Source organism: Halosimplex halophilum (assembly GCF_004698125.1).
GTDB lineage: Archaea > Halobacteriota > Halobacteria > Halobacteriales > Haloarculaceae > Halosimplex > Halosimplex halophilum.
Map to the genome: position 1 here is coordinate 407,737 of NZ_ML214297.1, position 13,611 is coordinate 421,347.

Sequence of the window (13,611 nt, forward strand, 5' to 3'; positions counted from 1 at the left end):
CGAGAGCGGCGTATCGAGCCCGTCGGGCCGCCCCGAAAACGGTTTAGCCCGAGCGGCGCCACTCCCGGTATGGACGCGGCGCTCGAAGACGTGGAGTTCCTCGCGCTGTCGGCCAACCGGGTTGCCGTCCTGCGGTCGCTCGCCGAGGGGCCGCGGAGCCGGTCGGCGTTGGCCGACGAGACGGGCGCCTCCCAGGCCACCCTCGGCCGGATCCTCGCGGACTTCGAGGAGCGGTCGTGGGTCCGGCGGACCGACGACGGCTACGAGGCGACGGCCACGGGCGAACTGGTCGCCGACGCGTTCTCGGATCTGCTGGAGGCGCTCGAACTCGAACGCGACCTCCGGGACATCGTCGCGTACCTCCCGACCGAGGAGCTTGGGTTCGACCTCGCGCGGCTGACCGACGCGACGATCACCGTCCCCACGGAGACCCGGCCGTCGGCGCCGGTCCGGCGGCTGCTCGACCTGGAGCGGGCGGCCGACGAGGTCCGGGCGTTCTCCCACGCGTTCAACGAGGGGACGCTCTCGCTGCTGGCCGAGCGGGCCGCCGCCGGCGAGGTCCGGTTCCGCGGCGTCTTCTCGCCCGAGGCCGTCGACGCGCTGACGAGCGACGACGCGCTGCGGCGAGACCTCCTGACCCTCGTCGACGCCGACTCGGCCGCCGTCCGGGTCCGCCCGGCCGGCGTCCCGGTCGCCGGAACCGTCGCCGACGGCCGGGTCCACCTGCTGGTCCGCGACGACAGCGGCGTCCTCCGGGCCGCCATCGATACCGACGACGCCGCCGTCCGCGAGTGGGCCGAGGACGCCTTCGAGCGCTACTGGACGGAGGCCACGCCGCTCGACCGCGGCGACGTGGTTTCCCCGGAGTGAGGCCGCCGGACGCAGACTCGCCGTGCGGTCCGCTCGCCCCCAACCGCCCGGTACCGCGTTCGCCAGGCTTTTGATTTAGACCGGTCTAATTCGCGGATATGATGGGTCACGTGCGGTTCGTCCGGCGGAGCGGCGCCGCCGGGTCGGTGAGCGGGCGGGGGGTGGATACGCCGTGAGCGACTTTCTGGCGGTGATGGTCGCGGCGATGGTCGCGCAGTTGATCGTCCTGCCCGGCGAGAAGGTGCAGTTCATCATCGCGGGGCTGGCGACGCGGTTCCGCCCGCTGACGGTCGTCGGCGCGGCGGGGCTGGCCTTCGCCGGCTGGACGGCGCTGGAGATCTGGTTCGGCCAGGCGCTGAAGGGGGCGCTGCCGCCGGTGTATCTCGACGCGATCTCGGGGATGCTCTTCCTGCTGTTCGGCGTGTTGCTCCTCCGGTCGATCCCCGAGGGCGGCCGCGTCGCGCCGGGCGACGGCGACCGCTCGCCCGAGGAGGCCGCCGCGGCCGAGACCGACGGCGGGTACGCGGGCGTCGGGGGAAGTGGCGACCTCGACGTGTCGGTGCTGGGCCGGGACGTGCCCGACCGCTTCGGGAACTTCCTCCCCATCTTCGTGCTGATGGCGGTCGGCGAGTTCGGCGACAAGACCCAGCTCGTCACGATCAGCCTCGCCGTCCAGTACGGCGCCCACCCGGGCATCTGGGTCGGCGAGATGCTCGTGATCATCCCCATCAGCCTCGCTAACGCCTACTTCTTCAGCACGTTCGCGGGCCGGTTCGACGCGGCGAAGGCCCACCTGTTCGGCGCGAGCGTGTTCTTCTTCTTCGGGTTCGACACATTCCTCGCCATCCTCACGGACTTCTCGGTCTGGGAGACGGTGGTCGGCGCCGTCTCGAACGCCGTCCAGTCCGCGGTCGGCGCGGGAGCGGCCGCGGTCCCCACCGTCGCGGCGCTCGTCTGAGCCGTTCCGTTCCCGGTATCGTCCGTGACCGCCGGCCGCCGACCGCCGATCGCCACCCCCAAGCGGGTCCGGCCGATACGCTCTCCCGATGAGTGACGCCGACGCCGAGACCGAGGCGGACGCGCCGGCCGAGGCGTTCCTGCCCGACGACGCCGACGCCGTCCGGGAGGCGCTGGTCGCGTGGTACGAGGCCGACCACCGCGACTTTCCGTGGCGGCGGACCGACGACCCCTACGAGATCCTCGTCTCGGAGGTGATGAGCCAGCAGACCCAGCTCTCCCGGGTCGTCGACGCCTGGGAGGCGTTTCTGGAGCGGTGGCCGACGACCGCGGATCTGGCGGCCGCCGACCGCGCGGACGTGGTCGGGTTCTGGAGCGACCACAGCCTCGGCTACAACAACCGCGCGAAGTACCTCCACGAGGCCGCCGGCCAGGTCGAGTCCGAGTACGGGGGCGAGTTCCCCGAGTCGCCCGACGAGCTCTCGGAGCTGATGGGGGTCGGTCCCTACACCGCCAACGCGGTCGCCAGTTTCGCGTTCGACAACGGGAACGCGGTGGTCGACACGAACGTCAAGCGGGTCCTCTACCGCGCGTTCGACGTGCCGGACGACGACGACACCTTCGAGCGGGTCGCCGCGGAACTGATGCCCGAGGGGGAGTCCCGCGTCTGGAACAACGCGATCATGGAACTGGGCGGGGTGGCCTGCGAGAAGACGCCCGCCTGCGACGGGGCGGGCTGTCCCTGGCGGGAGTGGTGTCACGCCTACGGGACGGGCGATTTCACCGCGCCGGACGTGCCGACCCAGCCCGACTTCGAGGGCTCTCGGCGGCAGATGCGGGGGCGGGTCGTCAACGTCCTCGGCGCCAGCGAGGAAATCGCGCTCGACGAGCTCGGCCCGAAGGTCCGCGTCGACTACGCGCCCGACGGCGAGTACGGCCGCGATTGGCTCGCCGACCTGCTCGCGGACCTGGACGACGACGGGCTGGTCGACTACGACGAGTCGGCCGGCGTCGCCAGCCTCCGGAAGTGAGCGGGCTCGGTCCGTCCGGAGCGCCCACCTGAACTCTGAAACTACTGTCAGTTAGATTGAAATGACCGGCGTTCCAAGGCCGGACGATGCCCTCCGTCGCCGCCGACCGCGGGCGGCGGCCGTCCGCGCCGCCCGCCCGCAGTCCGGAGCCGGTCCGCGATCCGACGCTCCGCGCGCCTCGCTCGACGACTCACTGCCGAACGCCGCCGATCGGACGCCGCGGGACCGGGGGGAGTCGGCCGTGAGCGCGACCGTCTCCCTGCTCGGGCTGGCGTTCTCGGCGGGGATGGCGACGTTCTTCGCGCCCTGCGCGTTCCCGCTGGTCCCCGGCTACCTCTCGTACTACCTCGGGACGAGCGCCGACACCGCCACCGACGGCGGGACGGCGACGCTCGGAGAGGGCGTCGCCCGGCGACTCGGGCGGCTCCACCCGGGGCTGGCGGCCGTCGCCCGCGGCGTCGGGGTCGGCCTCGTCGTCAGCGCGGGGATGTTCCTCGTCTACGGCGTGATCGCGGGCGTCGTGACGGCCGTCGGCGCCCGGGCACTGTCGAACGTGGCCGTGATGGAACTGGTCGTCGGCGCGGCGTTCGTCGTCGTCGGCGTCGCGATGGCGGCGGGGTGGAAGCCGACGGGCCAGCCGGTCCGGCTCCCCGAGCGACGGCGGAGCGTCGGCGGGTTCTTCGCGTTCGGGGTGCTGTACGCCGCGGCGGCCGCCGGCTGCACGGCCCCGCTGTTCGTCGCGGTCTTCCTGCGTGCGGCCGCCGGCGGGCCGGGCCAGGGCGCCGGCGTCGCCCTCGCGTACGCCGGGGGGATGGCCCTCGTGATGGTCGTCGTCACCGTCACGGTCGCGCTGACCGGGACGGCGCTGGTCGGGCGGCTCTCGCGCCACACCGGACGGGTCTATCGGGTAGCGGGGGCCCTCCTGGCGCTGTCCGGGCTCGCGGAGATCTACTACTACCGCTACGGGTTCCCGCCCTGGGTCCCCGACTTCACGTCGCTGGTCCCGGTGTGACCGACCGCCTCCGGGACGTTCTTCCCCACCGTAAGTAACAACTTCCCAACTCGTGTACGATCGGGTACGATGCCCTCCGACCGACCGACGCGGCGGCGCCTGCTCCGGACAGCCGGCGGGGCCGCCGCGTTCGCGCTCGCCGGGTGCTCCGGCGGGGACGACGCGACGACCGACGGGCCTGCGACCGACCAGTCAGCGACCGACGCGCCGGGAGCGGCCGGGACCGACCGGCCGGACGGCGGTGCCGCGCGCACGTCCACACCGGGGGACCGGGACGCGCTCGCGCTGCCGACGGTGGAGGCGGCCGGGTCGCCGGACGGCGAGGTCAGCCTGCGGCCCGACGGGAAGGTGTCGTTCGTGAACTTCTTCGCGACGTGGTGTGGCCCCTGCAAGAAGGAGATGCCGGACCTCCGGGAGGTCCGCGCGGCGTTCGACGCCGACCGGGTCCACATGGTCTCGGTGACGCCCGAGTCCGACGAGGCGGCCGTCCGCCAGTTCTGGCGGACCTACGAGGGGACCTGGCCGGTCGCCATGGACGCCGACCTCCGGGCGACGAGCCGGTGGGGCGTCTCCGCGTACCCGACGAACAAGCTGTTCGACGCCGAGGGGAACGAACTGAGCTACACCGGCCTGCGCCACTACGAGGACATCGCCCCGGCGATCGAGAGCGCCCTCGACGGGGAGTGACAGATGGCCGGAACGCGACAGCGACACGGGCCCCGCGTGCGGACCGTCGCGGTCGTCTGCGTGACCGCCCTCGTCGTCCTGTCGGGCTGTACCGGGCTGGGCGGCGGCGGTTCGACACCCGCCGGGACGGAGGACGGGCAGAGCGGCCCGGGTGGGTCGACCGGTTCGGCACCGTCGTCGGCCGCGGCCCCGGAGTCGGGGTCGAGGACCGCCGCGGCGGCGCTCGCGCCCGGCCTGACGGCCGACGGCGTGTCGGACCCGCTCGCGCTCGTCAACGCCCACACCGCGGTCCTGCGGTCCGACCCGTTCACCGTCCGGTACGAGCTCCGCCGGGACGGCGACGACTACAACGTGACCCAGAGGCTCTCCGGCGAGGTCGACCTGAACGGGACCGTCCGCGCTCGCGCGGTCCAGTGGGTGAACACCACCGGTTCGGCGCCCGCCGTCTACGAGAACAGGTCCGGCCGGACGGACACGTGGCGCGACGGCGGCACGGTCTTCCACCGCGCGGTCGAGAACGGCAGCGCGACCTACGACCGGGTCCTGGCCATGAACGCGTCGCTCAGTCCCAACCTCCTGACCCAGCGCCGTGACCTCGCGGAGTACCTGTCGAACGTCGAGGACCAGACCGTGACCGAGGTGACCCGCGACGGGGAGACGTACTACCGGCTCGCGGGGTCGTTCCAGAAACCGTACCGGAACGGGCCGACGAACGTGACCGCCTACGTCGCGCCCAGCGGCCTGGTCGCCGAGCTGGTCGTCGAGGAGGCCGGCGCGGAGCGGGTCGGCCCGTCGGTGCTGCGGGTCACCTACGAGGACCCGGGCGAGACGACCGTCGAGCGGCCCGAGTGGGTCTCGGCGGCGCGGGCGGCGACGAACGGGACCGCCTGAGGTCACTCGTCGTCGGACTTGCCGGGCCAGGTGACCGAGCCGAGGAACGGGACGCCCGTCCGCTCGGCGGCCCGCGCGATCATGTGCGCGCCGGTCGGCACCGTCAGGAACAGGAAGACGATGCCGACCAGCGACGGGAGGCCGGCGCCGCCCGGCCCGAAGTGGGCGAACCCGGCGAGGAACACCGAGACGGCGCCGATAGTCGCCGGCTTGCTCGTCGCGTGCATCCGGTTGTAGACGTTCGGCAGCCTGAGCAGGCCGATCGTGCCGACCGTGAGGAAGACGCTCCCGACGACGACCAGCGCGACGACGACCCAGGTCCGGACCGCCTCGGCGGCTACCATCTGGACCCTCCCGGCTGGTCCGTGCCGCGCTCGCCGGCCGGCGGCCGGCCGGTCGAGTCGCTGGTCGTCCGCGCGGTCTGGCGTCGTCGGTGGGGTCTGTGGTGCATCTCTCTCACTCCTGTCTGACGATGACGTCGCCCTCGGTGACGAACTTCGCCACGGCGACCGTCGAGAGGAAGCCGATGATCGCGAGCACGAGGGCGACGGTGACGTACAGCCCGCGGTCGGTCTTGATGGCGAACAGGACGGCGATGGCGACGACGTTGGTCGCGATGGCGTCCAGCGCGACGACCCGGTCGGGCACCGTCGGCCCGCGGACCGCGCGGTAGCCACAGAGGAGGCTCAGGACGGCCGCGAGCACGATGGCCGCGTCGACGACCGCCACGACCGTCGCGTCAGTCGCCACCGCCGTCACCTCCGTCCGGCGCGTCGGCGTCCCCGTCGCTCCGCCGGGCGTCCGCCGATTCGTCGCCCTCGTCGTCGGGGACGGCCTGTTCGAGGACCGGGTGGGTCCGGTCCGGCGGGTAGACCGCGAAGTCCGGGGCGGGGTCGCCGGGCGACAGGTCTTCGTCGAAGACCGCCAGCGCGTAGTCCTCCCAGTCGCGGATCGGGGCGACGATGTCGGCCGGGTCGCTCCCGTCGATGACGTGGACGTAGAGGGCGTTTTGCTCGGCGTCGTAGTCCAGCGTGAGCGACCCGGGCGTCATCGTGATGCTGTTGGCGATGGTGGTCACGCCCAGGTCCGTCCGGACCCGCAGCGGGATGAGGATAACCTCCGGTTCGATCGGCCGAGAGGGCGCGAGCACGCGGTAGGTCACGTCCAGCGACGAGCGGACGGCCTCCCGGACGAACGCCAGGACGAACAGGACCACGGAGGGGATCCCCCGGACCGACCGCTCGAGCCCGAACGTGTCCGCGTAGAGCCGCCGGAAGACGTACGCGACCGGCAGGCCGACGGCCAGGCCGACCAGCAGCGACCCCGCGAGGGGGTCGGGGGCGAGGGGCGGACCGTGGACGAACACCCACAGCACCGCGAACAGCGCCCCCGCGGCCGGCCAGGTCCGGGTCACGCCGACCCACCTCCCGTCGGGTCGACGAGGTCGACGTACGCCTCGGTGTCGACGGCCGCGGCCGCCGCCGCCTCGGCGAACCGGTAGACGGGGTCGAACCCGACGCCCACGGCGACGACCGCCAGCGCCAGCGCGACGAGGACGGCGACCTGTCCCAGGTCGGTGCCGCCCCGCTCGACCGCCGGCGTCCGGACCCCCCAGAAGCCGCCGACCCAGACCCGCGTCGCGTAGAGGATGGTCAGCACCGCGCCGCCCAGGAGCGCCGCGAGCGCGGCCGCCGACAGGCGTTCGGGGCCGACCGCCAGCCCCCTGACGGCGGCGTCGACGGTCAGTAGCTTCCCGAAAAAGCCCGTCAGCGGCGGCAGCCCCACCAGCGAGAGGAGACCGACGAAGGTGGCCCCCGCGAGCACCGGGGCGTGACCGGCGAGACCGCCGAGATCGGACAGTTCGTCGGTTCCAGTCGCGTCCTCGACCGCGGCCGTCGCGAGGAAGAGGAGCCCCTTGACGAGCGCGTGGTGGAGCGCGAAGACCAGCGCGGCGGCGATGGCGACCCCGCGGAGGCTCTCCGTCGGGTCCCCGGCGACGGGGTCGGCCGCGGCGGCGACGGCGACCGGGAGGGCGATGAACCCGACCTGGCCGACGCTGGAGTAGGCGAAGGTCCCCTCCAGGCGGCCGTGACCGACGGCGCCGAACCCGCCGACGGCGATGCTGGCGACCCCCATCGCCGCGAGGACCGGCGCGAGAAACGCCAGCGGGGTCGTCCCGCCGACACCGGGCAGGTCCACCGCGACGGGCGCGGCGGCGAAGACGGTGAAGTACAGGCGGACGACCGCGTAGATCCCCACCTTCTTCGTGACGCCGGCGAAGACGGCGGTGACCGGCGGCGGCGCGGCGGCGTAGGCGTCGGGCACCCAGAACTGGAAGGGGACCAGTCCGGCCTTCAGCGCGAACACGGCGAGCAGGAGCGCCGAGAGGCCGACGACCGGCGCCGGGTCGACCCCGAAGGCGGCGGGGTCGGCCAGCCGCCGGGCCATGTCGGCCATGTTCAGCGTCCCGGTCGTGGCGTAGAGGCCGCCGACGGCGACGAGCATGAGCGCGCTCCCGAAGACGTTGAGCACGAGGTAGCGAAAGGAGGCCGCGGTGGCGCGGTCGGTGCCGTAGAAGGCCACGAAGACGTAGCTCACCACGAGCATCACCTCGAACCAGACGAAGAGGTTGAACAGGTCGCCGGTGAGGAAGGCGCCGGTCACGCCGACGAACAGGAGGTGGAACAGGGGATGGTAGTAGACCCGCTGGTTCTCGGGGGTCACGTAGCGGACCGAGAACAGGGCCGCGGCGAGAGCGAGCGCCCCGGCGATGGTCAGCATGAACGCCGACAGGCCGTCGAGGACGAGCGTGATGCCGAACGGCGCCGGCCAGTCGCCGACCTGGTAGGCGGCCGCGCCGGGCGCCGACGGTCCGAGTACGGTCGCCCAGACCGCTCCGCCGACCGTGACGGCGTAGGCGAGCGCGCCGGCGACGCTCGCCCGTCGCTGGAGACGCGGGTATCGACCGAGCGCGAGCGTCAGGACGGCGGTGACGAGCGCGACCAGCAGCGGCGCGACGACGGCGGTGCTCATTCAGACCCACTCCGTGACGTCCATGCTCTCGTTCTCCTCGTAGGCGCGGTACGACAGCACGAGCGCGAGCGCGGTCGTCCCGAAGCTGATGACGATGGCGGTCAGCACCAGCGCCTGGACGACCGGGTCGGCGACCTCGGGGACCGATTCGCCGTGGCCGGCCAGCACCGGCACGAGGTCGTGGGTCCCCTCGTCGACGCCGCCCATGGCGAGCAGGTAGACGAACGTGCCCTGCGAGACGACGGCGACCCCCCAGACGACCCGGACGAGGTCCCGGCGCAACAGCAGGAACGTGCCGGCGGCGAACAGGCCGCCGACCGCGGCCGCCAGCGGGACGCTCACCGGTCGTCACCTCCCGTCGATGCCGTCGGCGGCGTCGGGGCGGCGGCCCCCGGAGTCCCAGCGCGGGTCATTCGGCGCTCACCACCGAGACGATGGTCAGCAGGCCGCCGACGACGACGAGGTAGACGCCCAGGTCGAAGACGAGCGCGCTGGCCAGTTCCACCTCGTGGTAGACCGGGATCCCCTCCAGGTGGACGTACGTCTGCGAGAGGAACGGCTCGCCGACGAGCATCCCGGCGACGCCGCTGCCGACGACGACCGCCAGCCCCAGCAGGAACGTCCGGCGGTAGGCGGCGACCGTCCGGTGCTCGAAGATGCCCGTCCCGGGGTCGACCTCGCGGCCGAGGACGCCCGACTCCAGGAAGTCCAGCCCGTAGCCGACGTAGACGAGGACGAACGCGGCGGTCGTGAGGACCCCGCCGATGAACCCGCCGCCGGGGAGGTTGTGGCCCTGCAGGAACAGCGAGATGGCGAGGACGAGCACGACCGGGACGGTCACCCGCGCGGTCGTCCGCATGATCGTCGTCGTCACCGGGCGTCACCCCCGTCGGGGACCGGCGCCTCCTCCTCGGTGGCGGCCTCTTCGCCACGGGTCCGCATCGTCACGAGGACGAGGACGGCGATGGCCGCGACCGCGACGACCAGCAGTTCCCCGAGCGTGTCGAACCCCCGGAAGTCCACCAGGATGACGTTGACGACGTTCGTCCCGCCCCCGCCGGGGACCGCCTGCTCGGCGTAGAACTGGGCGACCGGCGTCGGGGCGGCGCCGTCGCCGGGCGCGGTGAGCAGGACGGCCGCGGCGGCGGTCCCGCCGACCAGCAGCGACAGCGCCGCGTCACGCGCCAGTTCCAGCGGCCGCACGTCCGAGTAGAAGGTGGGGAGCCGCTGGAGGACCAGCAGGAAGATCACAAGCACGAGCGTCTCGACGACCAGCTGGGTGAGCGCCAGGTCCGGCGCGCTCGCGAGGATGAAGAAGATGGCGAGCATGAACCCGAGGATCGACAGCGTCAGCACGCCCGCGACGTGCGAGGAGGCGGTCGTCACGGCCACGGCGGCGAGGACGGCGATCAGCAACACGACGGCGACCGCGAGCGGTACGTCCCCCAGTTCGGCCGGGACGGGGCCGCTCGTGGCGAACCCCGCCAGCGCAAGCGCGCTCGCGGTCGCGGCCACCCACGTCACGTACGTCCGCAGGACCCCGCTGTGGACGAACGGCCCGAACCGCGCGCTCGTCCGCTCGGCGGCCCCGAGGAGCCGGTCGTACCACCCCTGGGGGCGAATCGGCACCGGCGCCGCGACGGCGCGGTCGATCCCCGCCGCGAGCCGGCCGGCGAACGGATACGCGGCGAGGCCGCCGACCACCGCGACGACAGACATCAGGACCGGCGGCGTGAGGTGCGTCGGGAGGCCGACTTCGAGGGTGGCCTCCCCGGTCGCGGTCGCCGCGACGGCCGCCTGGACGACGGCGTCGACGGCCGCCTGGGGCGCGGCGCTGACGGCCGCGACCGCGACGCCGAGGACGACGGGCGGCGCGACCAGCGCGACCGGCGGCCGGTGGATCTCCCTGACCGGCGCCCGCCGCTCGCCGAGGAAGACCGCGAGGAACCGCAGCGAGTAGACGACGGTGAACACGCTCGCGACCGTGGCGACGGCCGGGTAGAGCCAGGCGAGCCCGCCCGCCTCGTGGGCGAGTTCGTAGGCCGCCTCGAACAGCAGTTCCTTGGAGTAGAAGCCGTTGAACGGCGGGATCCCGGCCATGCTCAGTGCGGCGACGCCGGTGACCGCGGCGGTGACGGGCAGCTCCCGCCAGAGGCCGCCGAGGTTGTCGAGATTTCGAGTGCCCGCCTCGTGGGCGACGACCCCCGCGACGAGGAACAGCGGTGCCTTGAACAGGGCGTGGTTCAGCAGGTGGAAGGCGCCGGCCTCGCCGCCGTAGACGGCCTCGAAGCCGAAGCCCGCGACCATCAGCCCGAGGTGGCTCGCCGTCGAGTAGGCCAGCAGTTCCTTCGCGTCCGAGGCGGCGACGGCCAGCACCGCGCCGACGAGCATCGTCAGCAGGCCCAGCGAGGCGACCAGCAGCGTCCACTCGGGGCTCATCAGCAGGGGACGGACGCGACCGAGGAAGTAGACGCCCACCTTGACCATCGTCGCCGAGTGGAGGAACGCGGAGACGGGCGTCGGCGCGACCATCGCCTCGGGCAGCCAGAAGTGCAGCGGCACCTGCGCGGACTTTGCGGCCGCGGCCGCGACCAGCAGGACGACGGCCGGGACGAACAGTCCCGACTCCCGGAGCGCCGCCCGCATCGCCGCGTCGTTGGCGACCATCGCGGTCAGGTCGAAGGTCACGCCCCCCAGCGCACCGCGGGCCGCCGCCGCGAGGACGAGCAGGCCGGCGAGCAGGCAGAGGCCGCCGCCGACGGTGACGACCATGGCCATCCGCGCCGAGTAGCGGGCGTCGCCGTCCTCGGTGTGGTGACCGATCAGGACGAACGAGCAGAGGCTCGTCAGTTCCCAGAACAGGAAGACGAAGACGAGGTCGGCGGCGAGTGCGACGCCGAGGATCGACCCGAGAAACGCCAGCAGCGCCGCGTAGTAGCGCCCCAGGTTCTCATCGCCGCGCATGTACCGCGCGGAGTAGGCGAACACGAGGACGCCGATCCCGCTGGCGACGAGGGCGAACAGGAGCGACCAGCCGTCGACGGCGAACCGGGCGCTCACGTCCAGCGAGGGGACCCACTGGACGCTGACCGTGCCGTAGCTGCCGCGCTGGGCGGCCAGGAGCGCGAAACTGGCCGCGGCGACGACGGCGCCGGCGTAGCCCGCTCGCTCGCCGAGCGCGCGGACGGCGAGCGGCGAGAGCGCCGCCGCGACGAACGGGAGCGCAACGGCGGTCGCGACGGCGGCGAGGTCCGGCGTCATCGGCGTGCACCCGCGTCGCGCGGCGGTCCGTCGCCGGTGCGCGTCGTGGTCGGCATCTGTCTTCTGTTGGAGTGCCGAACTGAAAGGTCCTGTTGCGCTGCGCCCGGAGAGCCGGACCGAGAGGGGCAGATTGTTACATCGGGGCGGCGAACTGGCGGGCGATGGTCGGACCGCTCGCCGCAGTCGGACTGGCGCTGGTCGCGACGGTCGTCATCTGGAAGGGCAGCGTGTGGTTCGAGGGGGCCGCCGAACGGCTCAGCAGGTACTACGGGCTGCCGGTGGCCGTCCACGGCGCGGTCGTCGTCGCCGTCGGGTCGAGCTTCCCCGAGATCAGTTCCATCGTCATCAGCACGGTCGTCCACGACGAGTTCTCCCTGGGCGTCGGCGCCATCGTCGGCAGCGCCATCTTCAACCTCCTGGTGATCCCCGCGGTCTCCTCGCTGGCCAGCGAGGAGCTGACCTCGACGCGGGACATCGTCCACAAGGACGCCCAGTTCTACGTCATCAGCATCCTCGTCCTGTTCATCGTCTTCGCGCTCGGCGCGACCTACGTCCCCGGCGGGACCAACCGCGAGGCGCTGCTGACGCCGGCGCTGGTCGTCGTCCCGCTGGCCACCTACGGCGTCTACGTCTTCCTCCACCAGCAGGACGCCGCCGACCACGTCGCCGACCCCGCCGACAGCGTCAGCGCCCCGCGGGAGTGGGGGGTCCTGGCCGTCTCGCTCGTGGTGATCGCCGTCGGCGTCGAGGGCATCGTCCAGGCGGCGCTCGCGCTCCAGGCGGCCTTCGAGACGCCGACGTTCTTCTGGGGGCTGACGGTCATCGCCGCGGGGACGAGCCTGCCGGACACCTTCGTCAGCGTCAACGCCGCCCGCGACAACGACGACGTGACCAGCCTCGCGAACGTCCTCGGGAGCAACACGTTCAACCTCCTGGTCGCCATCCCCGTCGGCGTCCTGCTCGCCGGGGAGGCGACCATCGACTTCCTGGCGGCCATCCCGACGATGGGCTTCCTCGCGCTCGCGACGCTCGTGTTCATCGTTTTCACCCGCACCGGCCTGGAGATCACGAACCGCGAGGCCTACGCGTTCCTCGCGCTGTACGTCCTCTTCCTCGCCTGGATGGGCCTCGAATCCGTCGGCGTCATCGAGACCGTCCGCGGGATCTGAGCCGGCGGCCACCCGACCCCGGCTGCGACGCCGTCGACCGCGGCGGTTTTTACCCGTCCCTTCGGAGGACCGGGTATGTCCGACGGACCACACGTCGTCGCGCTCTGCGGGAGCCTCCGCGAGGAGAGCTACACGCGCAGGGCGCTGCGTATCGTCCTCGACGAGGCCGAGGACCGGGGCGCCAGCGTCGACCTGGTCGACCTCCGCGAACTGGACCTGCAGGTGTTCGACGCCGACGCCGACGACGCCGGCGACGCGCCGGAACTGCGCGAGCGCGTGGGCCGGGCCGACTCGGTCGTCTTCGGGACACCCGTCTACCACGGGTCGTACTCCTCGGCGCTCAAGACGGCGCTGGACTACTGCGGGTTCGACGAGTTCGAGAACACGACCGTCGGCCTGCTCTGCGTCGCCGGCGGCTCGTTCCCGATCACCTCGCTGGACCACCTGCGGTCGGTCGCCCGCTCGCTCAACGCCTGGGTGGTGCCCCACCAGGTCGCGCTCCCGAAGGTCCGGACGAAGTTCGACGGCCCCGACCTGCGCGAGGAGGACGACGCCGAACGGGTGCGGACGCTGGGCCGGCGGGTCGTCGAGTACGCCAACATCGAACCGGACCCGCCCTGCCCGGAGAGCAGGGAGAACGTCGGTGCGACCCGCTGAGGGGCGCCGGCCCGACCCCGGGGAAGCAGGTCCGGAAACCAGG

At 72.8% G+C, this 13,611-nt stretch carries 15 protein-coding genes; 8 read left to right on the forward strand and 7 right to left on the reverse strand.

What is annotated here, in order from left to right; translation table 11 throughout:
• Positions 1-69: 69 nt before the first annotated feature.
• The 6 genes from E3328_RS02145 to E3328_RS02170 all read left to right on the forward strand — a co-directional run bounded on the left by E3328_RS02145 (position 70) and on the right by E3328_RS02170 (position 5,448).
• Positions 70-870, forward strand: a complete 801-nt coding sequence (locus E3328_RS02145; protein ID WP_135362979.1) for a helix-turn-helix transcriptional regulator — start codon at positions 70-72, stop codon at positions 868-870.
• Positions 871-1,042: 172 nt separating this feature from the next.
• Complete coding sequence (locus E3328_RS02150; protein WP_135362980.1) at positions 1,043-1,828, forward strand: TMEM165/GDT1 family protein; 786 nt, start codon at positions 1,043-1,045, stop codon at positions 1,826-1,828.
• A gap of 88 nt (positions 1,829-1,916) precedes the next feature.
• Entirely contained in the window at positions 1,917-2,858 is a 942-nt protein-coding gene (locus tag E3328_RS02155; RefSeq protein ID WP_135362981.1) for an HhH-GPD family protein, read from the forward strand.
• A 241-nt stretch (positions 2,859-3,099) separates the two neighbouring features.
• Positions 3,100-3,870 carry a cytochrome c biogenesis protein CcdA gene (locus E3328_RS02160; protein ID WP_246022861.1) on the forward strand — a complete coding sequence of 257 codons (771 nt, stop codon included), beginning with the start codon at positions 3,100-3,102 and terminating at the stop codon, positions 3,868-3,870.
• Positions 3,871-3,939: 69 nt separating this feature from the next.
• A complete protein-coding gene (locus tag E3328_RS02165) occupies positions 3,940-4,557 on the forward strand; it encodes a TlpA family protein disulfide reductase (RefSeq protein WP_135362982.1) in 618 nt (205 codons plus the stop codon).
• A 3-nt stretch (positions 4,558-4,560) separates the two neighbouring features.
• Positions 4,561-5,448: a hypothetical protein gene (locus tag E3328_RS02170; protein WP_135362983.1), complete on the forward strand. Its 888-nt coding sequence runs from the start codon at positions 4,561-4,563 to the stop codon at positions 5,446-5,448.
• Positions 5,449-5,450: 2 nt separating this feature from the next.
• Here the strand turns inward: E3328_RS02170 and mnhG are convergent, their stop codons facing one another.
• The 7 genes from mnhG to mbhE form a co-directional block, all read right to left on the reverse strand.
• Positions 5,451-5,792, reverse strand: coding sequence for a monovalent cation/H(+) antiporter subunit G (gene mnhG, locus E3328_RS02175; protein WP_135362984.1), 342 nt, complete (start codon positions 5,790-5,792; stop codon positions 5,451-5,453).
• Positions 5,793-5,904: 112 nt separating this feature from the next.
• Positions 5,905-6,198, reverse strand: a complete 294-nt coding sequence (locus E3328_RS02180; RefSeq protein WP_135362985.1) for an MrpF/PhaF family protein — start codon at positions 6,196-6,198, stop codon at positions 5,905-5,907.
• On the reverse strand, positions 6,188-6,862 hold the full coding sequence (locus E3328_RS02185) for a Na+/H+ antiporter subunit E (protein ID WP_135362986.1): 675 nt from the start codon (positions 6,860-6,862) through the stop codon (positions 6,188-6,190). The genes E3328_RS02180 and E3328_RS02185 overlap by 11 nt, the downstream gene beginning before the upstream one ends.
• Positions 6,859-8,481: a complex I subunit 5 family protein gene (locus tag E3328_RS02190; RefSeq protein ID WP_135362987.1), complete on the reverse strand. Its 1,623-nt coding sequence runs from the start codon at positions 8,479-8,481 to the stop codon at positions 6,859-6,861. Before E3328_RS02190 ends, E3328_RS02185 begins: the two co-directional genes overlap by 4 nt.
• The gene (locus E3328_RS02195) at positions 8,482-8,823 is read right to left on the reverse strand and encodes a sodium:proton antiporter (protein WP_135362988.1); all 342 of its coding nucleotides are present in this window, start codon (positions 8,821-8,823) and stop codon (positions 8,482-8,484) included.
• Positions 8,824-8,890: 67 nt separating this feature from the next.
• The gene (locus E3328_RS02200) at positions 8,891-9,355 is read right to left on the reverse strand and encodes an MnhB domain-containing protein (RefSeq protein ID WP_135362989.1); all 465 of its coding nucleotides are present in this window, start codon (positions 9,353-9,355) and stop codon (positions 8,891-8,893) included.
• The gene (gene mbhE / locus E3328_RS02205; RefSeq protein ID WP_135362990.1) at positions 9,352-11,742 is read right to left on the reverse strand and encodes a hydrogen gas-evolving membrane-bound hydrogenase subunit E; all 2,391 of its coding nucleotides are present in this window, start codon (positions 11,740-11,742) and stop codon (positions 9,352-9,354) included. Before mbhE ends, E3328_RS02200 begins: the two co-directional genes overlap by 4 nt.
• Before the next feature lie 161 nt (positions 11,743-11,903).
• Between mbhE and E3328_RS02210 the strand changes: the two genes are divergently transcribed.
• Together E3328_RS02210 and E3328_RS02215 are read left to right on the forward strand one after the other, a co-directional pair.
• Positions 11,904-12,911 (forward strand): sodium:calcium antiporter, encoded by a 1,008-nt coding sequence (locus tag E3328_RS02210; RefSeq protein ID WP_135362991.1) that lies wholly within the window; start codon positions 11,904-11,906, stop codon positions 12,909-12,911.
• Positions 12,912-12,986: 75 nt separating this feature from the next.
• Positions 12,987-13,568, forward strand: coding sequence for an NADPH-dependent FMN reductase (locus E3328_RS02215; protein WP_135362992.1), 582 nt, complete (start codon positions 12,987-12,989; stop codon positions 13,566-13,568).
• Positions 13,569-13,611: the final 43 nt, after the last annotated feature.